The 22385-nt window shown below is 39.8% G+C and carries 21 protein-coding genes; 6 read left to right on the top strand and 15 right to left on the bottom strand.

Annotated features, from left to right (window positions below; all coding sequences use genetic code 11):
- Positions 1 to 130: 130 nt before the first annotated feature.
- Positions 131 to 1069 carry an ABC transporter substrate-binding protein gene (locus ACNSN2_RS02660; protein WP_418608516.1) on the top strand — a complete coding sequence of 313 codons (939 nt, stop codon included), beginning with the start codon at positions 131 to 133 and terminating at the stop codon, positions 1067 to 1069.
- Here the strand turns inward: ACNSN2_RS02660 and ACNSN2_RS02655 are convergent.
- The 3 genes from ACNSN2_RS02655 to ACNSN2_RS02645 all read right to left on the bottom strand — a co-directional run bounded on the left by ACNSN2_RS02655 (position 996) and on the right by ACNSN2_RS02645 (position 5664).
- Positions 996 to 1622: a fumarylacetoacetate hydrolase family protein gene (locus ACNSN2_RS02655; RefSeq protein ID WP_054202220.1), complete on the bottom strand. Its 627-nt coding sequence runs from the start codon at positions 1620 to 1622 to the stop codon at positions 996 to 998. The genes ACNSN2_RS02660 and ACNSN2_RS02655 overlap by 74 nt on opposite strands.
- Before the next feature lie 243 nt (positions 1623 to 1865).
- A complete protein-coding gene (locus ACNSN2_RS02650) occupies positions 1866 to 4382 on the bottom strand; it encodes a glycoside hydrolase family 3 protein (protein ID WP_418608515.1) in 2517 nt (838 codons plus the stop codon).
- Positions 4383 to 4398: 16 nt separating this feature from the next.
- Complete coding sequence (locus ACNSN2_RS02645; protein ID WP_198521989.1) at positions 4399 to 5664, bottom strand: sugar MFS transporter; 1266 nt, start codon at positions 5662 to 5664, stop codon at positions 4399 to 4401.
- 252 nt (positions 5665 to 5916) lie between these two features.
- On the opposite strand from ACNSN2_RS02645, the gene ACNSN2_RS02640 reads away from it, so the two are divergent.
- The 3 genes from ACNSN2_RS02640 to ACNSN2_RS02630 are packed head-to-tail and all read left to right on the top strand — an operon-like array spanning position 5917 to position 9617.
- Positions 5917 to 7251 (top strand): GH1 family beta-glucosidase, encoded by a 1335-nt coding sequence (locus ACNSN2_RS02640; RefSeq protein WP_418608514.1) that lies wholly within the window; start codon positions 5917 to 5919, stop codon positions 7249 to 7251.
- Between the two features lie 15 nt (positions 7252 to 7266).
- Positions 7267 to 8595 carry a glycoside-pentoside-hexuronide (GPH):cation symporter gene (locus tag ACNSN2_RS02635; RefSeq protein ID WP_109875285.1) on the top strand — a complete coding sequence of 443 codons (1329 nt, stop codon included), beginning with the start codon at positions 7267 to 7269 and terminating at the stop codon, positions 8593 to 8595.
- Between the two features lie 11 nt (positions 8596 to 8606).
- Positions 8607 to 9617: a LacI family DNA-binding transcriptional regulator gene (locus ACNSN2_RS02630; RefSeq protein ID WP_418608513.1), complete on the top strand. Its 1011-nt coding sequence runs from the start codon at positions 8607 to 8609 to the stop codon at positions 9615 to 9617.
- A gap of 12 nt (positions 9618 to 9629) precedes the next feature.
- Here ACNSN2_RS02630 and ACNSN2_RS02625 read toward each other — a convergent pair whose 3' ends face one another.
- The 5 genes from ACNSN2_RS02625 to ACNSN2_RS02605 are packed head-to-tail and all read right to left on the bottom strand — an operon-like array spanning position 9630 to position 15177.
- Positions 9630 to 11591 (bottom strand): response regulator, encoded by a 1962-nt coding sequence (locus ACNSN2_RS02625; RefSeq protein WP_010390895.1) that lies wholly within the window; start codon positions 11589 to 11591, stop codon positions 9630 to 9632.
- A gap of 25 nt (positions 11592 to 11616) precedes the next feature.
- A complete protein-coding gene (locus tag ACNSN2_RS02620; RefSeq protein WP_010390893.1) occupies positions 11617 to 12078 on the bottom strand; it encodes a response regulator in 462 nt (153 codons plus the stop codon).
- Between the two features lies 1 nt (position 12079).
- Complete coding sequence (locus ACNSN2_RS02615; RefSeq protein WP_418608512.1) at positions 12080 to 13564, bottom strand: sensor histidine kinase; 1485 nt, start codon at positions 13562 to 13564, stop codon at positions 12080 to 12082.
- A 23-nt stretch (positions 13565 to 13587) separates the two neighbouring features.
- Complete coding sequence (locus ACNSN2_RS02610; protein ID WP_054202227.1) at positions 13588 to 13797, bottom strand: hypothetical protein; 210 nt, start codon at positions 13795 to 13797, stop codon at positions 13588 to 13590.
- 39 nt (positions 13798 to 13836) lie between these two features.
- Positions 13837 to 15177: a sigma-54-dependent transcriptional regulator gene (locus ACNSN2_RS02605; RefSeq protein ID WP_418608511.1), complete on the bottom strand. Its 1341-nt coding sequence runs from the start codon at positions 15175 to 15177 to the stop codon at positions 13837 to 13839.
- Positions 15178 to 15402: 225 nt separating this feature from the next.
- Between ACNSN2_RS02605 and ACNSN2_RS02600 the strand changes: the two genes are divergently transcribed.
- Positions 15403 to 15921 carry an NUDIX hydrolase gene (locus ACNSN2_RS02600; protein ID WP_055012837.1) on the top strand — a complete coding sequence of 173 codons (519 nt, stop codon included), beginning with the start codon at positions 15403 to 15405 and terminating at the stop codon, positions 15919 to 15921.
- A 4-nt stretch (positions 15922 to 15925) separates the two neighbouring features.
- Here ACNSN2_RS02600 and ACNSN2_RS02595 read toward each other — a convergent pair whose 3' ends face one another.
- The 3 genes from ACNSN2_RS02595 to ACNSN2_RS02585 are packed head-to-tail and all read right to left on the bottom strand — an operon-like array spanning position 15926 to position 18109.
- A complete protein-coding gene (locus ACNSN2_RS02595) occupies positions 15926 to 16441 on the bottom strand; it encodes a YgjV family protein (protein ID WP_109875287.1) in 516 nt (171 codons plus the stop codon).
- Between the two features lie 60 nt (positions 16442 to 16501).
- Positions 16502 to 17068, bottom strand: coding sequence for a Crp/Fnr family transcriptional regulator (locus ACNSN2_RS02590; RefSeq protein WP_418608510.1), 567 nt, complete (start codon positions 17066 to 17068; stop codon positions 16502 to 16504).
- Between the two features lie 6 nt (positions 17069 to 17074).
- A complete protein-coding gene (locus ACNSN2_RS02585; RefSeq protein WP_418608509.1) occupies positions 17075 to 18109 on the bottom strand; it encodes an NAD(P)H-dependent flavin oxidoreductase in 1035 nt (344 codons plus the stop codon).
- A 200-nt stretch (positions 18110 to 18309) separates the two neighbouring features.
- On the opposite strand from ACNSN2_RS02585, the gene ACNSN2_RS02580 reads away from it, so the two are divergent.
- Positions 18310 to 19686, top strand: a complete 1377-nt coding sequence (locus tag ACNSN2_RS02580) for an NAD-dependent succinate-semialdehyde dehydrogenase (protein WP_418608508.1) — start codon at positions 18310 to 18312, stop codon at positions 19684 to 19686.
- A gap of 134 nt (positions 19687 to 19820) precedes the next feature.
- Here ACNSN2_RS02580 and ACNSN2_RS02575 read toward each other — a convergent pair whose 3' ends face one another.
- From ACNSN2_RS02575 to ACNSN2_RS02560, 4 genes are all read right to left on the bottom strand, one after another.
- Positions 19821 to 20357, bottom strand: a complete 537-nt coding sequence (locus ACNSN2_RS02575) for a DUF924 family protein (RefSeq protein WP_418608507.1) — start codon at positions 20355 to 20357, stop codon at positions 19821 to 19823.
- Between the two features lie 131 nt (positions 20358 to 20488).
- Positions 20489 to 21568, bottom strand: coding sequence for an endonuclease/exonuclease/phosphatase family protein (locus ACNSN2_RS02570; protein ID WP_418608506.1), 1080 nt, complete (start codon positions 21566 to 21568; stop codon positions 20489 to 20491).
- Between the two features lie 9 nt (positions 21569 to 21577).
- Positions 21578 to 21961: a hypothetical protein gene (locus ACNSN2_RS02565; protein ID WP_075170389.1), complete on the bottom strand. Its 384-nt coding sequence runs from the start codon at positions 21959 to 21961 to the stop codon at positions 21578 to 21580.
- Positions 21962 to 22034: 73 nt separating this feature from the next.
- Positions 22035 to 22283 (bottom strand): TIGR03643 family protein, encoded by a 249-nt coding sequence (locus tag ACNSN2_RS02560; RefSeq protein ID WP_041708743.1) that lies wholly within the window; start codon positions 22281 to 22283, stop codon positions 22035 to 22037.
- Between the last annotated feature and the right edge of the window lie 102 nt (positions 22284 to 22385).

Here is a 22385-nt window from a genome sequence, read left to right as displayed (position 1 = left end):
TAGCAGGTGATCAAAAACAGCAAAGTATAAATACGTTTCAATGAAATTGATGCTTTGCTGTTCTTTATGTTTATTTTTTAGGCACTGCTAGTATAATACGCAACAAATTTTCTAGGCGGATCTATTTGTAATGCAATCACTTCGTTTTTTATGTCTTGGCATTTTGGTCACTTTTTCTACTTGCAGTCATAGTAAAACAGCAAAGCCAATAGAAGAGATTTTATGGTTACAAAGTAAAACCCCTCCGTTTCATTTAAGCAAAGAAACAAAACAGCTTGGCTTATGCGATGATTTAACACAACAGCTAATGCATAGCATAAAAGGGGTGAAACATACCCGCTTAGTTTTACCGCAAAAGCGAATTAATAAATATATCGATGAGGGTAGAAACGTTTGTTTTCCATGCGCTATTTACAAACACAGTGCAAATAAACAGTTTTTATATTCATTACCTACAGCGGTTTATCCCCCACATAACATCATAACTACCGCGGAAAAAGCACCTCAATTAACCTCTAAGCATGGTAATCCTATCAACTTAGTGGGTTTACTTGCTGATAAAAACTTCACTTACGGTCAAGCTGATGCGCGTCGTTTTTCTGTGCAGATTAACAATATTATTGAAAACTCATTAACTCACTCTAATGTTTCTATGAGCTGGAGTAGTGATAATGAAAGTGGTGTTGTAATGGAGCGCTTAAAACACGGCTCTTTAGATTACTCGCTTGATTACCCATTTATCACTAGCCACTTTAGCAAAGGCAATCAATCAAATATTGTAAACCTACCGATTGCCCAAAATAAAAATAAATTAGTTCCAATAGCCGTTGGTTGTGCGACTAATGCCCCAAATAATTTTGCTTCTATGGCAATTAAAAAGATTAATCACGTACTAAAAAACAATATTTTAACCTCAGAGCAATACAAAAATAATCAACAATACTGGTTAAATGAACACTTTGAGGACTTTAATAAAGCCTATAATCAATATGTGCTTAACTTTGATTCACAGACCAATGATGCTCCAATAAACACTGCTGACCAGAGTCAGAATAAAGAGCAACTTTAAACTCTCGACCCGCGCTCACCATCCCTACGCCAGCAGGCGTGCCGGTCATAATAATATCGCCCTCTTCTAAACCCATAAACTCATTTACCTCTGCCAGAATTTGCGCAGGTTGGTGCAACATTAGCTGGGTTTCTCCGTGCTGAATTACTTTACCATCAATATGTAATTCAAACATAAACGATGTCATTTCTGGCGTTAACTCAATAAAATCACTAAATAATGCTGAGCCATCGAATGCTTTAGCACGTTCCCACGGCAAGCCCTTTTCTTTTAAACTGCTTTGCAAAGCTCGCTTAGTCAAATCAAGTCCAATCCCTACGCCTGCAAGCTGCTTATTTTTTATCACAAAGCATAATTCAGTTTCATAATGCAACGTATCACCGTTATGGGAAGAGAGTAAGGTATTAGTGATCGCGCTATTAGGCTTATTAAAAATTACCATTTGCTCAGGGTGTTCGTTGTTTAATTCAGCAATATGCGCACTGTAATTGCGCCCCACACAGACTATTTTTGAAGGCTGTATGCTCTGCGAAGCCAGCTTTATTTGATTCATTCTCTCACCTGTTAATTACATAACGCTTTTAATATTTTGGCATACTCTCAAATAATTAACGCAAAAGCGAATGCAGTTTTATTATGTTTTTATGATAACTATTGAGCTGAATATAATCAATCACATAGAATGGAATAAAAGTAAGAAGGGACTAATTTGGTAGGTTTTTGTATACGCGGTTTTAAAGCAATAAGCAGGTACATTTAGTACCTGCTTATTGATGGATTATTAATAGGTTATTGACTACTTACAAGTAACACTACTTTGCTCGGCAGCATTTGCTGTAATAGCCAGCTTAGCAATAGATACATGCCAATCACCTTGCGTGCTTAACTGCCAAGGGGTGAACACTTTTGCTAAATCAACACCTTGCTCTGCAAAACAACTTAAGTTGATGTTTAATGTTTGCCATTGACCTGATTGCTCAAGGTTATCAGTAATATCAAACTTACCCTGACAACTCTCACCACAACCCATAGCAATCCACAGCGGGCTTGATGCCGCTTTATCTACTTTAATTTGCATTTGCAGTTGGCCATTGTTTTCAATGTATGAGCGTAAGTCAGATGGGAATGCCGCGGCTAAATTAACCCCAGCCATCGCTTGGCCATTAAAACGAATAGCGCGTGCATCTTCTTGCACTTCTTTGTCAAATGTTTGGATGCTCACCGCACCTAATGACTCGCGACTGCTCGCCACCGTTTTTTGTTGCTCGCCACTTTTTAATACCAACGACCATGGTGCTTTAATTGCACGCTCAAACAATACTAAATCATCCAGTTTTTCAGTCTGTTGAGTTTGCTCTACCAAGTCATCTTTAAGTACGTTGCTATCACCGTAGGTTAAGCCAAAACCATAAGGAAGTAATGGGCTATAAGCTTCGTCGTTGCGGTTTTCATTGTCGATTGGGTTATTCGGCCATGAAAACGATAACTTTCCTTTAAAGTCGTGGTTAATTGAACCGTCTGCATTTTTAAACAATACATCACTAATTGCATCACCTTCACTGCCTGGAAGCCAAATAGCAACAAACGCATCACTGGCATTTAGCTCAGCATTAACCCACATTGGGCGACCGCTAATAAATAATGATACAACAGGGATTCCCGCATCTTTAAACTTTCGCAGTAGCGCTAAGTCGCTTTTATTACCGCGCTGGTATTCTAGGTTATCAACATCACCATTACCCTCTGCATATGGTTGCTCACCAAACACCACAATGGCTACATCTGGGCGTGCTTTGTATTCCCCTTCAACACTCAGCATTGCACTGCCACCAGCTTGCTCTACAGTATCTTTAATACCTGCGTAAATAGAGCTGCCGCCAGGGAAGTCACTGTTGGTATTGCCTGTTCCTTGCCACGTAACGCTCCAACCACCCGACTGCATGCCGATGTTATCAGCCCCTATGCCTGCGACTAATACGTTGGTCTTAGGCGATAATGGCAGTAACTGCTGCTTATTTTTAAGTAATACTAGAGACTCGCGTACAGCTTGTTTAGCCACTGCACGGTGATCGCTACTACCAATAATTTCAGTTTTTCCAGAAAGAGGACGCTTCGCGGGGCTTGGTTTATCAAATAATCCTGCGCGCATTTTAACGCGTAGGATACGCGTTACCGCATCGTTAATTCTCCTTAGTGGAATTTCACCGCTATTAGCTTGGTTAACCAAGTTGCTAAATAGTGGTTTCCACTCATCTGGCGCCATGTACACGTCTAAGCCTGCATTAGCAGCTTGAGCACAGTTACTATTTGAACAGCCTTTAACTTGTCCATGGCCATTCCAATCGCCAACAACAAAGCCATCAAAACCCATTTTTTCTTTTAGTACATCGGTTAATAAGTATTTGTTACCGTGTATTTTATCGCCATGCCAGCTGTTAAACGAAGCCATAACCGTTTGCGCACCTGCACTCAAACCACCTACATAACCTTGTGCATGAAGCGCAAATAACTCTTCTTCAGAGGCGATATTATTACCTTGATCGTCGCCATTGACAGTACCACCATCACCTAAAAAGTGCTTAACGGTGCTAACTACTCGCGTATCCGACAAAAAGTCTTCATCAACAGCGCCTTGCAACCCTTTAACGATGGAAGCGGAATACGCTTTCACTATTTCAGGGTCCTCAGAGTACCCTTCGTAAGTACGGCCCCAGCGGTCATCACGAACCACCGCAACAGTAGGTGCAAATACCCAATCTATACCGGTAACCATTACTTCTCGCGCAGTAGCGGCGGCTATTTTTTCAATAAGTGCAGGGTTGTTTGCAGCACCTAAACCAATATTATGCGGAAATAAGGTCGCGCCAATAACATTGTTGTGTCCATGTACCGCATCAGTGCCCCACATTGTAGGGATTGTGCTGCCATCTAAAGAATCATCAATAGATGCTTGGTACATCTTTTCTGCTAAATCAACCCAATCTTCAGGGGTTGCATGTTTATTATTGTTTGGAAATGAACCACCACCATTTAAGTAAGAACCAAAACCATACTTACGCATATCTTCAACCGTGATATTACGGATTTCAGGTTGGATCATTTGCGCTATTTTTTGCTCTAGCGTCATATTCTTTAGCATATCAGCGATTTTTTGCTCCATTTGAGCATCGCTTTTAATACCTGTTTCTATTGTTGGCCAAATTTCTTTTGGGCTTGTCGCATCACTAGCACTGTTAGAGGGTTGCGAACAACCGCTGCTGGTTATTGCTGCTAGCATCAGCGCAGTGATTGAAAAAGTGCGTTTAATAATCATAGTATTCACCTAAAACTCAAAGAGGAGTTGACGTTGTTTTTTTAGTACCAAACAGCGCGAAATAAGTAATATATAAATAGCAACCAATGGGCAAAATAAGAGCTAATTGCACACCTATGTTATCAGCTAGCATACCTTGTAATAACGGAATAATGGCACCGCCAACAATCGCTAAACATAAAATACCCGAACCCTGTGAGGTGTATTTACCAAGCCCCTGCAGTGCTAAACTAAAAATAGTAGGAAACATAATAGAGTTACATAATCCAACTAATAAAATAGCCCACATAGCCAGTGACCCTTGACCCGTCATAGCAATTAACACAAGTAAGCCTGCTAAAATACCGTGACAAGCTAATACTTTGGCTGCGTTTAATTTTTGCATAATCGCGGCGCCAGCAAAGCGTCCTATCATTGCACCTGCAAAATAATAGCTAATGTAATGTGCTGCTTGTTGCTCTGGTAAGCCTGCAATATGATCAAGGGTTAAAAAGCCAACTAAAAAACTACCTATGGCCACTTCAGCCCCTACGTAAACAAAAATACCAATCGCGCCTAAAATAAGGTGACGATATTTCCATACACTGCCTAAATCAACAAACTCAGTGTCACCTTGGTTTTCTGCTTCACTGTCAATCGCTTTACCTAATTTAGGTAACTTTAAAAAAGCAAAAATAATCGCCAATGTTAATAAACTTGCACTGAGCATTAAATAAGGAAACTTAACTTGTTCTGCTGTAGCTTGACTAATTTCTGACAAAATTAACCAACTACCAAACAATGGCGCAACAGTTGTACCTAAAGAGTTAAAAGCTTGAGTCATAGTTAAGCGCGAAGACGCTGTTTTTGCAGGCCCTAATACGCTTACATAAGGGTTGGCAGAGACTTGTAAAATAGTGATCCCTGAAGCAAGTACAAACAAAGCAAGTAAAAATAGCTCGTAAACATGTGCCTCTGCAGCGGGGTAAAATAGTGCACACCCTATCGCAGCAACAACCAAACCAACAACAATACCAAATTGGTAACCTATTTTACTGACCAGCTTCCCTGCAGGAATTGACATAACAAAGTAGGCACCAAAAAAACAAAATTGTACCAACATTGCTTGGGTGTAATTAAGGGAGAACATTCCCTTTAAATACGGAATTAAAATATCGTTTAGGCAAGTTAGAAAACCCCACATAAAAAACAAGGTCGTAAGCGATGTTAACGCAAAGGTGTGTGTAGACCCTGGTTTTTGGCTGTTTTCTGCTGCCGGTAGTGGCTGTGTGATATGTGCCATAGTATAATCTCTAATTATTTTTTAATTATCAGATTGTTACCTCTATTTTATTGCGTTTAGTAAAACTTAAAATGCAGATAATAGTTGCAACACCAAATGTAAGCGCTTACATTTATAGCATATAGAGAAAATTTATCAATTTATTTACAAAAATATTGTAAGCGCTTACATTGTTATATTATGCAATTTATATTGCTTAGCTAACTACTGTAGAGCTCATTATTATTTGCAAGCTTAAGGACGTATCTCATTGTGTTTAAAACAATCTCCTTACCAGGCACGTCAGCCCTCTTAAAGCCGCCGTTTATTTTTGGGGTTGCTACAGCCTCTTTTCAAATAGAGGGAAGTTACGATACCCGCCTCCCCTGTATTTGGGATACTTTTTGTAACAAACCAAACACCATTGCAGATAACAGTAACGGCAACCAAGCATGTAAACACATTGAATATTGGCAACAAGATGTACAAATGATTGCTGATTTAGCTGTAGACGCTTATCGTCTTTCGATTTCTTGGCCACGCGTTTTACACCAAGATGGCAGCTTGAATATTCAAGGAATGTCGTTTTACAAATCGCTATTACAAGCTTTAAAAGTGCGCAACATTAAAACTTATGTCACTTTATATCATTGGGATTTACCACAGCATTTAGAAGACAACGGTGGTTGGCTAAATCGCGATACCGCGTATCAATTTGCTCATTACACTCACATAGTAACTCAACAACTAGAGGGCTTAGTTGACTCTTATGCGACCTTAAATGAGCCTTTTTGTAGTGCCTACCTAGGCTATGAAATAGGGGTACATGCACCAGGCATAAAAAGTCAAAAAGCAGGACGCCAAGCAGCGCACCACTTACTGCTTGCCCATGGACTCGCAATGCAAGTGATACGTAAGAATTGCCCCACGATAGAAGCCGGTATAGTACTTAACTTTAGCCCATCCTATCCGCTTACCACTGCTGATCAACGCGCTGCTAAATTAGCTGATGACTATCATAACCAATGGTATATACGGGCAGTACTAGAGGGCTGTTACCCTGAAGTGATTAATGAGCTTGCAAATGATGCAAAGCCCCATATTAGTGATGGAGATATGGCAATTATTAGCCAAAAGATCGATTTTTTAGGGGTTAATTACTATACTCGTATTCATTACAAAAATACCCCAGATCATTGGTTTAGCGAAGTTTCTTTAGAGAATGTTGCCACCACCGATATGGGCTGGGAAATATACCCGCAGGGATTGTGCGAATTACTGCTTTCACTAAATGATCGTTATACTTTACCTAAGGTATATATAACAGAGAACGGTGCAGCAATGGCTGATATATTAATAAATGGTAAAGTAGATGACATACAACGTATCAATTATTACCATACCCATCTTAATGCCGTTCATAATGCAGTTGAGCAAGGCGTTAATGTACAAGGCTACTTTGCATGGAGTTTAATGGATAATTTTGAATGGGCCTATGGTTATGAAAAACGCTTTGGGCTAGTCTATGTTGACTACCAAACTCAACAACGTACCCTAAAACAAAGCGCAATTGCGTATCGTGATTTTCTTAAACAGCGCCAAAAATAATAACGAGTGGCTTTTATGCTGAGTAAAAAAGAAAAAATAGCTTACGGCCTAGGTGACACGGCCAGTAATATTATTTTTCAAACCGTGATGCTGTTTTTAACTTTTTTCTACACTGATATTTTTGGTATTTCGCCTGCAGTTGTGGGCACCCTTTTTTTAGTAGTTAGAGTTATTGATGCAGTAACTGATCCAATAATGGGCGCACTCACTGATGCCACTCATACTAAATACGGTAGCTACCGACCCTACCTACTTTGGCTTGCCATCCCTTTTGCCGTTATAAGCGTGATTACTTTTACTACCCCTGAGATGGATGACGCCAACAAAATTATTTACGCCTTCGTTACCTACACCCTGCTAATGTTAGTTTACACCGCAATTAATATTCCTTATTCGGCACTTGGCGGCGTATTAAGTGGCAACCCCAACGAACGTGTCTCCATTCAATCATACCGGTTTGTATTTGGCATGTTAGGTGGTTTACTGGTTACAAGCTGCACCTTGCCTTTAGTAAAATGGTTTGGCAATGGTAATAACGAAATGGGCTATCAACTCACCATGCTGGTTATGAGTTGCCTAGGTGTGGTGTTATTTTTAATTTGTTTTCGTTACACCAAAGAGCGAGTGAGCAATCCACCGCATAAATTATCTTTAAAAACACAACTTCACGTTTTATGGCAAAATCAGCCGTTTAAAATCTTGTGTATGGCAGCGCTGGTATTATTAACCAGTATGGTATTGCGCACAACGTTGGCTATTTACTATGTAAAATATGTTCTTGGCAAAGAAGATTTAATCACCGAATTTGTAACCTTAGGTATGATTGGTAATATTTTAGGCTGCGCTTGCGCACAACCTTTAAGTAAACGCCTTGATAAGAAAGCGGCTTATGTTTATCTGCAATATATTTCCGCCATATTGAGCTGCATTGCCTTTTTTGTTCCTAATGAACACGTTTTACTAGCGTTTTTAGTGTATTTTTTATGGTGTTTTTTCACTCAAATGGCAACGCCTTTATTATGGGCAAAAATGGCTGATACTATTGATTACGGAGTCTGGCAAAATGGCCTTCGACTCACGGGTTTAGTTTACGCAAGCATCGTATTTTTTATCAAATTGGGGCTTGCATTAGGCGGAGCGATTGCCGGTTGGTTACTTGCTTATTATCAATATCAAGCCAATGTGGAATTAAGCGAGGCAACTAAAAATGGTATTTTAACCTCATTCACACTTTACCCTGCGATTGGTAGTGTACTTGTGGCATTAATAATGAGTAAATACAGCCTAGACAATAGAACCATTAAAAAAATCACTGCCGATTTAACACAGAAAAGCAATTTGTAGCAAGGAATAGTATGGCCACCATTTATGAAGTGTCAAAGCTTGCAGGGGTGTCACTTGCCACTGTTTCAAGAGTAATGAACAACAATGCAAACGTAAGTGATGCAACCAGAAAAAAAGTCACCTTAGCCATGGAAGAGCTGGGCTACCGCCCTAACTCTATTGCGCAATCACTGGCTTCTAATTGCTCGAATAGTGCGGGCTTGTTAGTTTCAGAGCTTAAGGGTCCATTTTATGGGCCGATGATGAGCGGTATAGAGAACACCCTAAGAAACCAAGGTAAACACGTTATTATTACCGCAGGCCACAGTGACGCAGAGCGAGAGCAACAAGGCATCGAATTTTTAATTAGCCGTAACTGCGACGCACTTATTTTGCATGTTGAAGCTATTAGTGATGAATACTTAATAAAACTCAGTAAAGGCAAAACCCCGTTTGTTTTGCTAAACCGCTATATTGAAGAGCTCGCCGACCGCTGTATTATTCTTGATAATACTAAAGGTGGCTATTTAGCCACTAAATACATTATTGAATCGGGCCATAAAGAAATTGCGTATATTAGCGGCCCATTATGGAAAAAAGATGCCCAAGAACGCTTAAATGGGCATAAACAAGCGCTTGATGAATTCGCCATTAAATTTGATGAAAATAATTTATTTGAAGGTGACTTTGTAGAAGAAAGTGGCTACGAAGGCTTCGCTACACTGTATAAAAACAACCCAGCCTTTACCGCCTTGGTATGTGCCAATGACGAAATGGCCACTGGTGCCATGGTGAGAGCCAGAGAGCATGGTATACAACTACCTTCGCAGCTTTCAATTATTGGCTACGATAACGTGTTTTTTACCCGTCACGTTTACCCTCCGTTGAGCACTATAAACTATCCTATCGATGAGATGGGTAAAGTGGCAGCGCAGTGGGTACTTAGTCATGTTTATCAAAAAAGCGTACACCCTATTCAAACGTTATTTGAGCCCGAGTTAGTTATACGCCAATCTGTGGTTAAACCTTTAACATCTAGGTAAGCTAATAGGGTGTTAAACAAGCTGATTGAGTAATGCTAAATTTATTGGTTTTAACAATACCTGCTCTATTTCTAGTTGCCTGATATGCACGGCATCGGGCTCCATACCACTAATAATGACGCGCTTAATATCAGGGTAATGCTGCTTAATAAACCCTGCCAGCTCTAAACCGGTTCCATCTGGCAAATGCATATCGAGCAATACTTTATCGTAATTACTGTTATGTTCAAGCCTTGCTTTACAGTCTTTAACACTTGTTGCTATATCGGTATCTACATCCAAGCTTTCTAGTAATAGCTGGGTAATTTGCGCGGCATCAGCATCGTCTTCTACTAATAAAAAGCACTTTTTATCATTACTTGGTTTAGGTGCTGGCTGAACCAGCGTAGCTGATTGTTCTTTTTGCCCGAGCCTTAACTCTAAGCATTGATAAAGCAAGTTGGAATCGACAGGTTTGGCAATCATATCGTCAAACCCTAACGCATTGAGTTCGCTATGAATGCCTTTCATAGTCGCAGCAGTTAAGGCTATGATTGAACCTTTAAAACCTAGCTTTCTAAGCTCAATAGCAGCTTCTTTTCCGCCCATTACTGGCATGTGGATATCTAAAAATATAATATCGTAGGTTGCGTGCCCGTCTGCTAGCTGTTTTTTTACTTTTTCAAGCGCTTGCTTACCATTATCAGCATAATCGACCGCAGCGCCTGCTGAACCGATTAAGTGACCAACTAACACACGTAAATCGCGTAAATCATCAACCACCAACACCTTACCGCTCACTTGGCAGGGTGCTACTTTTTGCTGCATATTGGGGGTTAAATCAAGTTTTAATAAATTGCGCTCTACCTGTCTGATATCACCAGGATATAAAGAAATGGTAAAGGTTGACCCTTTACCTACGTGAGAGTCTAATGAAATATCCCCCTGCATACGACTAAGTAGTTCAGAACAAATAGCTAAACCTAAGCCTGCACCACCGACTGAACGCGACTCTACATCAGCTATTTGCTCAAAAGGCTTAAAGATGAGAGCTTGTTTTTCTGGAGCAATGCCTAAGCCTGAGTCTTTAATACTAAAAAATAGCATTTCACGCTCATTGACTACTTCAGTCCACGCGTTAACCACAATCTCGCCTTGCTCAGTAAATTTAATCGCGTTATTGATCAGATTAATAAGAATTTGTCGAACTCGAGTGGCATCTACACGAATGACTAGTGGTAAAGGCTCCAGTGATTCAAACTTTAGTGATAAGCCTTTATCGAGTGCCGATACGCGCATTAATGTAAATACGTCGGCCATTAAGCTATCAAGGTTAACCTCCCCTAAACTCAGTTCGAGTTTATCGACAGCAATTTTAGATAAATCTAAAACATCATTTAGTAAGCTTAATAAATGCTTACCATTACGATAAATCACACCGAGCTCGTTTTCAGCCTGCTTGTTAAAGTCACTGAGCATCAACAACTCGGTATAACCTAAAATAGAAGATAGCGGTGTTCGCAATTCGTGGCTTAAATGTGCTAAAAAGCGATCTTTTGAACGGTTTTCAGCCTCGGCTTTTAAGCGTTCCACTCGCTCATCTTCTACATCACGGCGCGCTAATGCGTAGCGAATAGAGCGAGCAAACCGGCTACCACTCATTTCGTTTTTAACTAAGTAATCAACAGCTCCGGCATCAAGCGCAGCTGAATCGAGGGCATCGTTTGACTGCCCTGTAAGCATAATAATAGGCCCACAAAAACCATTTTTAAGCGCTTGTTTTAAAACACTTAAGCCATCAGATGCCCCTAAGCGATAATCAAGCAAGCAAATATCATGTTGATTTTTACTCAACACTTCCACCGCCTGCTCAGGAGAGCTTATCCAGTCTATGTCAAACACATGGGAACTGAGCTGCTCTAAATAGTCACGAGTTAAAATATAATCATCTTCATCGTCTTCAACCAATAGCAGTTTCGTTGCCTTTGCTAACATAGCGTCTCCTGTTTTAATAATATGCTTAATCGTTAAACGTGCTTGGTAGCTCTACAAACTCAACCCAGTATTTACCCAGCGTTTTCATCAACTCAACTAACCCGTCAAACGTAACCGGCTTAGTTATGTAAGACGCAGCGCCTAGGTTATAACCTTTAACCATGTCTTCTTCTTGCTTAGATGTGGTTAAAATTACCACTGGAATGCCTTTTAGGTTTGGATTTGCCTTAATAGCTTCAAGCGCTTCACGACCATCCATTCTCGGCATGTTTAAATCAAGTAAAATTAAGCCTGGTCTTGGCGAGATGCTTTTATCTACAAACTTGCCTTTGCGCTCTAGGTACTCTAAAAGTTCAACACCGTCTTCAACAAAATGTAATTCATTTAAAACGCGACTTTCAGCAAGCGCATCTTGGGTTAATAAACGATCATCTTCATCATCGTCTGCCATCAAAATGGTAATCGGTTTTACGTTTGTTAATGGCATATTATGCCTCTCCTTGTAATGTGAATAACTCTGCATCCACAGGTAATTTAATGATGAAAGTTGCCCCCTCACCTAGGGTGCTTATCGCAGCAATAGAGCCGCCGTGTCGTTCTACAATTCGACGACATACAGATAAACCAATACCCGTTCCTTTATATTCTGAACGGCCATGCAAACGTTGAAATGGTACAAATATTTTATCCGCGTACTCATCAGAGAAGCCGATACCATTATCTTTTACGGTAATGACATGCCAACATATTTCACTGTTATGATCTTCACTAAACTCACACACTCGTTCAAAGTCAACATTAACAACCGGGTCAACGTTAGGCGCTCTGAACTTCACTGCATTGGAAATTAAGTTTAAAAACAGCTGATGCATTTGACTCGGATCTGCCTGAATAATGGGCATATCAACCGTAACAACCTGTGCATTACACTCATTAATCGCTATTTCTAAATCACCTTTTATATCATTCAGAATGCTGTTTAAATCGGTATCGGTAAAATCTTTACCTCGGGTTGTTACTCGAGAGAACTCTAATAAATCATTAATTAAATTAGACATCCTTTGTGCGGCATTTTTCATGCGGGCAATATAATCTGCGCCTTTTTCACCTAATTCGTCTTTAAACATGCTTTCAAGCCGGTCACTAAATGCTTGAATTTTCCTTAGCGGCTCTTGCAAGTCATGGCTGGCAACAAAAGCAAACTCCTCTAACTCTCGGTTACTACGACTTAATTCATCAGAATACAAAGTAAGCTCTTGAGTACGTTCAGTCACTTTACTGGCTAAAGTTTCATTTTGCATTTCAAGCTCGGCACGATACTCGGCCGCATTTTTTAAATTCAACCTAGCTAATAAAAACATACCCAAAATCAATAATGCGCTGGTAACTGCAGTAATACCAAAAGTGATTTTAGCTTCTTTTTTAATTTGTGCTAATTTCGAAAAGTGACTGACTTTAAACAGCAATTCGCGTTCTTGAATGTCACTAACCAATGTGCGAATTTCTCTGTAAAGATCACGCCCTTCATGTGTATTGAGCCTCAGAAGTGCACGCTTTTCCTTATCGTTTAATGCTAATTCAACCGTTTTTTTCAGCTCAGCTATTTTAGCTTCAACCAAGAGTAACAGCTGTGCAATACGCTGTGCCTGCCCGTCAATTTCAGAATGTAAGGCGCTCACATGGTTCGTTTGAGACTTTATTTGTGCGATAGCATCGTAGTAAGGCACTAAATAATCATCCGTTTGAGTTAATAAATACCCACGCTGCCCCGACTCAGCTTGCACTACCGAAAGGTGCAATTGCTCTATCGCCGTGCTTAACATATTAGTGTTATCTAAACTTTGCTGAGTACGCGATAACCCTTGAATAGTGTTAATGGCTAAAAAAGCATTACCCACAATAATACACAGCACTATGGAAATAAATAACGCCCATACTACATTTGCTTTGCCTTGCTGTTTGCGTTTAATCATTTATCATCCTGAATTAATTAGGGTTACTTCGATTCTGAAATAAGCTGCAAACTGTCACTGCACGCTTGGCAATTAGCAATTATTTTATCCAATGCGGCGAGTGCTTTATCTTTTGGCATATCGTTTTCAAGTACTAGCTTAATTAGCTCAGCATTCATCGAAATACGGTTTAGCGGCGCACGTGCGTCGTGTACCAGCTCATTCAAAGGTTTTGCCTGTTGTGGTAATGCCATTAAAGTCCTCGTTTTGTTGTTATTAAATTTGCATGCTGGTTATTTGTATTCGCCAATACCACCATAAGCATTTAAACGGTTGTATAAGGTTTTAGTACTAATGCCTAACATTTGTGCCGCTAATGTTTTATTACCTTGTACCTTATCGAGCGTGGCATGAATAAGCTCTTTTTCAACTTCTTCAATTGTTTGCCCTGCTGATACCTGTTTGTCCTCAGATTGAGTATTAACCCTTGAAAAAGGCGATTCTAAGTTGTCAGGTAAACTAATTGTGCTAGTTTGCGGGTCGCTCATAATAAAAGCGCGATGAATAGCATGGCGAAGTTCACGTACGTTACCTGGCCAGTCGTATGTTTGTAGCTCTTTAAGCTGTTCGTTAGCCCAGGCAAACGCTGTACCATTTTCATCGTTCAACTGACCTAAAAACGCTTTTGCGAGTAATGGAATATCTTCTTTTCGCTCTCTTAGTGGCGGTATATCAATTGGAAAAACAGCCAGTCTAAAGTAAATATCTTCACGTAAAATATTATTCTGCGCTAAATCGGTAAGGGAGCGGTTAGTCGCTGAAATAACACGGCAATTTACTGGTAACTCACGATTACCGCCTACTCGTGTTACTTTTTTAGTTTCAAGTACACGCAGTAAGTTAGGCTGCATATCAATCGGCATTTCGGTGACTTCATCAAGAAATAACGTTCCGTCGTCTGCTTGTTCAAACACGCCCTCTTTACGAGCAATGGCACCGGTAAATGCGCCTTTTTCGTGGCCAAATAATTCACTGCCAATAAGCTCTTTTGAAAGCGCCCCACAGTTACTCGCCACCAGTGGACCTTCGCATTTACTAGCATTATGAATAGCTTGGGCTACCACCTCTTTACCTGAGCCACTTTCACCCATAAGCATAACATTAGCATTGGTTTTAGCTACACGCTCTATCATAGTATAAAGCTGTTGCATGGGCGCAGACTCGCCAATAAGCGTGTCAAAATGATGAGTAATAGCGGCGCTTTTCGCTTTTTTTACTGTTTTTTTAGGGCCATTTAAAACCAGTTCTAAGTCTTCGCGTTGCAGCGGTTTTAATAGATGCGACACATTAGGCTCACACATCTCAGCTAAAATACCTTTAACCGAAGGGTGACCTGAAATAAGGGTGACTTTAGGCGATTGACCAATCATTTTTAAGTGATCCAGCAAGTGTAAACCACTGCCATCAGGTAACATAAAATCGAGCAGCACATGATCAAAGGTGTTATTTTCAAACCATTGATGCGCTTCTTTTAAACTGGTTGCTGTATTAATGTTGTGGCCAAGAAACTCAACAATATGGCAAATAACATCACTGAATTCGACGTCGTCATCGACTAAAAGTATATTTAACATGAATAATCCCTGTGCTTTTTCACCATTCTACTTACCCTTTAATGTAAATGAAAGATATACATAATTAAGGTACAAAATGCAGCTGTTTTATTTTTAATCCACTAGTTTAATCATAAGTAGCTGTATAGGCGCTGAAATAGCGCTATTTTATGAGGCTTATTAAATCTCTATTAAAGCAATTAATATAACCAACTGATATAATTTATTTTTATTACAGGAGTTGTTATGCGCTTATTAAAAACCTACATTCATCCCTCAATCAATATTGAGCAAGGTCGTCAATTTTCTCGCCCAACCGCTCGCGCTATTGCATTTAAGCAACAACAAATTTTACTTATGTATACTCAGCGCTACGACGACTTTAGCTTACCTGGCGGTGGAATTGACTCACATGAAAGCATAGAGCAGGGGTTGGTCAGAGAACTAAGTGAAGAAACTGGCGCACAAAATATAAAAGTATGTAGCGAGTTTGGGCTTTACGAAGAGTACCGTCCTTGGTACAAAGATGACTTTGATATTATTCATATAGAATCATACTGCTACCTCTGCCAAATTGATGAGCAACTAGGCCAAGCACAGCTTGAACACTACGAAAAACAAAATGGCATGCAGGCTAAATGGGTTGATATTTTCCAAGCGATAGCCCATAACGAACGTACACTTGCAAACAGTGACAAGCAAGGGCTATCAATTATTCGCGAAACCTATCTGCTAAAAGCCATTGCTGCACAGTTTTTTACCTAAGTATTTAGGGTTGCGTTTGCGGTTCGCTCAGCGATTTTTTCCCCACATAAAAGCGATATAGTCCCAGTAAGTTACTACTTAAAAATAGGCTTTCCATGATTATTGCCACTGGCGAGCTGGCGAAAATATTATGTGTTATCCAAAAAGAGGTTCCCACCACCATACATAACCTTAAGTGCAAATCTCGATTTTGAAATGAAGCGATAGTTTGTATTAATGTCGCCACCAATGCAAAAGCACTAAACCAATCTTGCCAAGTAAAATAAACGGCTAAGCAGCTTACAGCCATAAACCCAAACATAGCCCAAGTATGCTTAAAGTAAATACAGTAAAAATAACGTACCGCGGCAATAAACATTAAGCAGCCGGCACTGTTATAGCCCAATATAAAAAAGTGAGCAGAGGTTAATAATACTGAGGTAAATAAACAGCTTAAAATAATTCGTCGGGATTTAAACTGAAATGAAGCTAAGTCGAGTAAAGTAGCGACTGCTACTAACGATTGGGCAATTAAAAACATAACACTCCAAGGTATTAAAGCTTAAAATGGGGAGTGTATAGTGCTTTATGAAAACAGCACTTAACTTAAGTTAAGTCGCTTACGAATTCGTGATAACGAAATAGCCGAAATGCTTATATACATTGCCACTTGGCTTAAACTTAACTGCGCCAACCAATGAGGTTTATGTTTGAGTAAATAGCAGTAACGCTGCTCGGGACTATTGAGTAATAAAAATGCTTCTTTGGCTTCTTTAAAAATAAGTTGCTGTGCAATAAGCTGCTGCTTAATCAGTTGATACTGTGCTTGCTCAAATAGTGTTAGTGGTACTTTAATTACATTGGCTTCGTTAATCACTTTTAATTGATAAAACGCAGGAGTTGAGGTCATCCAATTGGCAAACAGCAAAGCAAATTCATTTTTAAAATAAAACTCTTTACACTTTTGCACGCCGTCAATGTCGTCATGAATAGCGCCTAGAACCCCGTCCACAACTAAATACCCATAACTTTGCAGATCGCCTTGTTGCACTAATACGGTATTGGGCGCTATTAGTTGCTGAGGATACTTACCAGCCAATTGCACTTTAAACTTGTTTACTAGTGCTTCATAACTGTCGCCAAGCGATAAAAGTGGATTATCAGACATTAAAAATTACCATTTTTTCATTAAAGCATGTGTAATATCAGCCGCTGATACACCCACCCTAGGAATATATTTTTGGCCACACCATAAAGGTGAAAAATCACTTTTAGCACTTTTTTCAGCTAGAGTTCTTAAGGCTGTTATTGCACTGCTGGCATGTGGAAACGCAGGAACGCCCTTTGGTATAGCACCTAGCTCTTGCATTACTCGATTTTTAATACCCCGAGCAGCTCTACCAGAAAACAATGTAGTCAGTGTAGTCTCGTCTTGTTGTTGATCTAAAATAGCCTGTTGATGCAAAGCTGATGTTGTTGCCTCCTTACATAGTAAATAAGCGCTCCCTACTTGTACAGCACTCGCTCCTAACGCTTTAAACCGCTGTACATCATCGGCTGAAGCAATGCCACCAGCAGCAATAATAGGCAGTGATATATGCTCAACACAACGTTTAATTAACTGCTCAGTAGTTTGTTGTAAGCTTAAATCCATTGATAAAAAGTGCCCTCGATGGCCACCAGCTTCTATACCCTGAGCAATAATCCCATCAGCGCCATTTTCACTAAGCCAAATAGCTTCATCTAAAGTAGTAGCCGTTGAAATTATTTTAGTGCCCCAGCTTTTTATTTGCGCCACAATAGCTTGCTTAGGTAAACCAAAATGAAAACTAACTACTGCTGGCCTATAGAGGGCAATAATATCAACAACCGATTGATTTATAGGTTGACGGGAAGCCCCTGCAGTTAAACTTTGCGGGTCAATTTCATACTCTGCAAAATAAGGTGCCAGCATATTATGCCATAGCTGCTTTTGTTCGTTCGTGTAATCAGCAACCCTATGACAAAAAAAGTTAAGATTAAACGGCTTCGTTGTTTTTTGGCTAAGTACTTCTAGCTGCTCAATTAATTGTGCTGGTGATAACATGGCGCAAGGCAAAGAGCCCAAGCCTCCAGCCTCACTTACAGCAAGAGCAAGCTGCTCGTTTTGAACACCTGCCATAGGTGCCTGAATTATCGGTAAAGCGGTATTAAACAATGGTGGCTTCATTTGAACTCTCCCTGTAACTTTTTCAACAACTTGCACTATTTACAGAACCATAGCAAAAACAACAAGCAAACAACATCTAGATTTTAGTCATAAGCAATATAAAAACCATTACTAACAGATAGTTATGACTTTTTAATATCTAGAAACTAACTGGCTTTGGTTTTGCACCTATCCTATTACATAATTTGTTAGGAGGTAAAATGAGTAACACAGTTGATACGATCAATCCCGCAACCGAGCAAGTCATTAATAGCTACACGCTGCTTTCTCAAGCTCAAGCAGAACAAGTGATCGAAAAATCTCATGAAACATACTTAACATGGCGATTAACCTCGTTTACCGAGCGCGCAAAATATTTAAATAAATTAGCCTCTTTATTTGAAAGCCAAAAAGAAGCCTTAGCAAAACTAATGACCGAAGAAATGGGTAAAGTCTATGAGCAAGGCTTCCAAGAAGTTCAGCTTTGTGCTGACATTTGTCGTTATACCGCTGAGCATGGCGCCGATATGCTTAGCGACGAGGAGCGCGACATGCAAGGAGGTCGTGCAATCATAAGCTATCGCCCTACCGGTGTGCTGCTGGGTATTCAGCCATGGAACTTCCCACTTTATCAAGTTATTAGATACAGTGCCGCAAACATTATGGCGGGTAATACCACGGTATTAAAACACGCCGGTAATGTATTTGGTATGGCTGAAAAAATTGAAACATTATTTCTACAAGCAGGCTTTCCTGAACACTGCTTTAGCAACTTACTGGTTGATGGTAAAACTGCCAGCGCCCTTATTTCACACTCAGCGATTAGTGGCGTAACCTTTACTGGAAGTGATGGCACAGGTAAAAAAGTGGCAGAGCAAGCTGCTAAGCATGTTAAAAAAACCGTGCTAGAACTGGGTAGTAACGATGCTTTTGTTGTACTTGACGACGCTGATTTAGCCCTTGCAGTTAAAGCATGTTTACAAGGACGCATTATCAACAACGGCCAAACCTGTGTTGCAGCCAAGCGCTTTGTGGTGGTTGATTCACTCTACAATGACTTTAAAGAAGCACTAAGCCAGCATTTTAAGGCGATAAAAATGGGCGACCCAATGGATGAAGATACTGAACTGGGTCCTATGGCACGCGAAGATTTACGCGACAAAATTCATCAGCAAGTACAAGACTCTGTCAATGCGGGTGCAAAAGTAATTGTAGGCGGCGAAATACCGCAACAAACAGGTTATTACTATCCACCAACTGTGCTGGAAAACCTTACACCGGGCATGCCTGCTTATGACGATGAGCTATTTGGCCCTGTCGCATCTTTAATTAAAGCCAAAGATAACGACGACGCTATGCGTATCGCTAATGATTCACGCTATGGACTAGGCGGTGGTATATTTTCAAAAGATGAGAAGAAAGCCATTGAACTGGCCAAAAAGTATTTTGATACCGGCATGATTAATATTAATGGCTATGGTTTGGCACAACCAAACCTACCATTTGGCGGTGTTAAAGACAGCGGTTATGGCCGAGAGCATGGTGGCTTTGGGATTCGCGAATTTGTGAATGTTAAAAGCATTATGATTCACAGCTAGTATCAGGTATCAGGTATCAGGTATCAGGTATCAGGTATCAGGTATCAGGTATCAGGTATCAGGTATCAGGTATCAGGTTAGTAAAATTAAATACCGCGCTTGTAGCAAGCGCGGTGTTTTTTTGTCTAATAAATTTAAAAACCTGAGTTAGGCTGTTTTAGAAACTCAAGCTCTTCTTTTGTAGAGTCCCGTCCTAGTATTTTATTACGATGCGGATAACGATTAAATCTATCAATAATCGCCTTATGCTGATACTCAAAATCTAAGTTATTTTTAATACCTAACGCCTTATATAACTTAACCGCTTCATCATGAATTAGCTTTGATTCGCTGTGCATAAAAGGCATATACAAAAATACGCGTTGCTCATCCGTCAATTCCTTATCAAACCCTTTGGCAATAGCTGCTTGCGCTAACGCTAGAGCTAATGCATCACAGGCAAATGCTGCGGGCTTTTCACGGTAAATATTACGTGAGAACTGATCAAGCACAATAATTTCAGCAAGACTACCTAGCGCACTTTCACGCCACCCAAATAACTCACTTACACTTGCTTGATGATGTAATTCACCAAAACGAGTTTTAATTTGTGCATCAAGCCCATCGTCTTTTTGCCACCACTGTTTAGGCTCAAGCTCATTAAACCAAAAGTCGATGATTTTATTAAACATAATGAATCTCTTTGTTAATTAACGCTAAACTAAATAACTTGCTACGAAAACTTCGCAAACTTAAAAGCACTATCGTAATGTATTAACTTTCTCTTTCGCCTAAAACCTTTAACCTAATATCTGTACTATACCTAGCCCTTTTCAAACATAGGTACTTTGCGTTTATCTGCTTTGCTCATTGCCAGCTCTTGTATATCTTGCTGCTTTTGCTCACTTGGCTTTGTTTCTAGGGATTGCTGATTAGCATCTTCAAATACCAGTTCGGTTAGTAAGGCAAAATGATCGGAGCCATATTTAGCAAGGCGCTTTATCCGTTTTACACTAAAGCCTTTTGAATGAAACAAATGATCAAGCGGCCAACGCATAAAAAAGTAATTAGCGTGAAAAGTATTAAAAAAACCACGGCCTTTACGAGGGTCTAAAAAGCCACTAATTTGCATAAATAAACGAGTACTGCGTGACCAAGCAACATCATTTAAATCGCCAGCGACTATCGTAGGCCGAGTTGAATCTTTAAGAGCTTTAGCCACCATTATTAATTCGCTATCGCGCGGGCGTGATGAATCTTCTTCGGTTGGGCTTGGTGGCGCGGGATGAATAAAATGCCCCTGCATTTTTAACCCTTGGTGGTTTTCAAATAAAATATGAATAGAAGGAATGTCATCTTCTATAAGTGCACAAATTTGTGCATCGAGTATGTTAAATTTACTAAATACATGCATGCCGTAGCGGTTATCTTTTGGGCACTGTATTTGATAAGGGTAGTTTTTTTTAAGCACGGACAATTTATCTTGCCACCAACTATCGCTTTCTAAGGTGATAAGTAAATCGGGCTGATATTTATCGACTAAGTTAATTAACTGCTCACTATGTCGATTCGACATCAGTACATTAGCGGATAAAATTCTGATGCTATGCTCACTACTTTTTGGCGCTGTTAATACTTCTTTTTTAGCAAACCAAGTGTAGGGATAAATCCACTTAGCTTGAAGCGCACAAATAATTAAAGCAACAGCCGCTATTAATGAGTATGCAATAAAGTCGATTTGCCACATACCTATTAGTGCAACGATAATTACAGCGCTTGCTAGGTAGCACACCTGCAAGCGCACAAAGTCGCAACTACGTATCAAGTAATGCTGACTGTATGACAGGGGTAATAACGTTATTAATAACAACAAGCCAGTAACTATGACCAATACAGTGAGCATTTATAAATCCTAATAGCGCTGTAAAATAGAGAGTATTTCACGAGTGTCGTGCACTAAGTGAATAATAGTGCGATCAACTTCAACTCGCACTGTGTCTCTTTCTCGGTCTATTACTCTAGCACGCTTATAAATGTCATGCCCAAGGATATCACCTTGATGATAAGATCTGTGCCACCCTGGTGGAGTCCACCCTTGACGAATTAACTGCTTGGCTTGTTTCTTAGAAAGCCATTTTTTATTATTGTATTGGTTATATTTTTGCTTTTTCCAGTGATGCTTGTTTGCGTGTTTATTCGCATGCTTGCCTGCATGTTTGTCTTTGTGTGGTACAGCAAATGCGTTTGTTGCCGTTAGCGCAAAAACCATTACTAAAATACTGATTAGTGATTTCATAGCGATTCTCCAGTGTGATCATTACTGAAGAGTATTAACGGCTAAGCCTGAACATTACATGAAATGAGAAAAATTAACGTTGCTTGTACTGTGTTTTACAATGACTGCGCATAATCGCGGGGTCGCGTAACTTTAGGTGTTTAGTTTTACGCCCAGCATGGCGCTTACGCCATACTTTAAATGACCCGCTAGAGATATGCTCCCGCATAAAATTAACTAATTGAGAGTAATTTAGCCCATACAGATTTTCAATGGCTTCAAATGGCGTTCTGTCTTCCCATGCCATTTCTATAATGCGTGATTGCTGTTCTTGGTTAAACATATTAATTCCAAATTTGGTTGATACGCAAGAGTTAAATTTAGCGATCATCACTTGCTTGTGATGTTAAAAATATAACCTCTTTTCATTTATTAACTTTAATTA

Origin of the sequence: Pseudoalteromonas sp. US3C1013 (genome assembly GCF_048401115.1) — a bacterium.
Taxonomy (GTDB): domain Bacteria; phylum Pseudomonadota; class Gammaproteobacteria; order Enterobacterales; family Alteromonadaceae; genus Pseudoalteromonas; species Pseudoalteromonas undina.
Note: the sequence above shows the minus strand (reverse complement) of the source record. Positions and strands in the feature narration are given on the sequence as shown.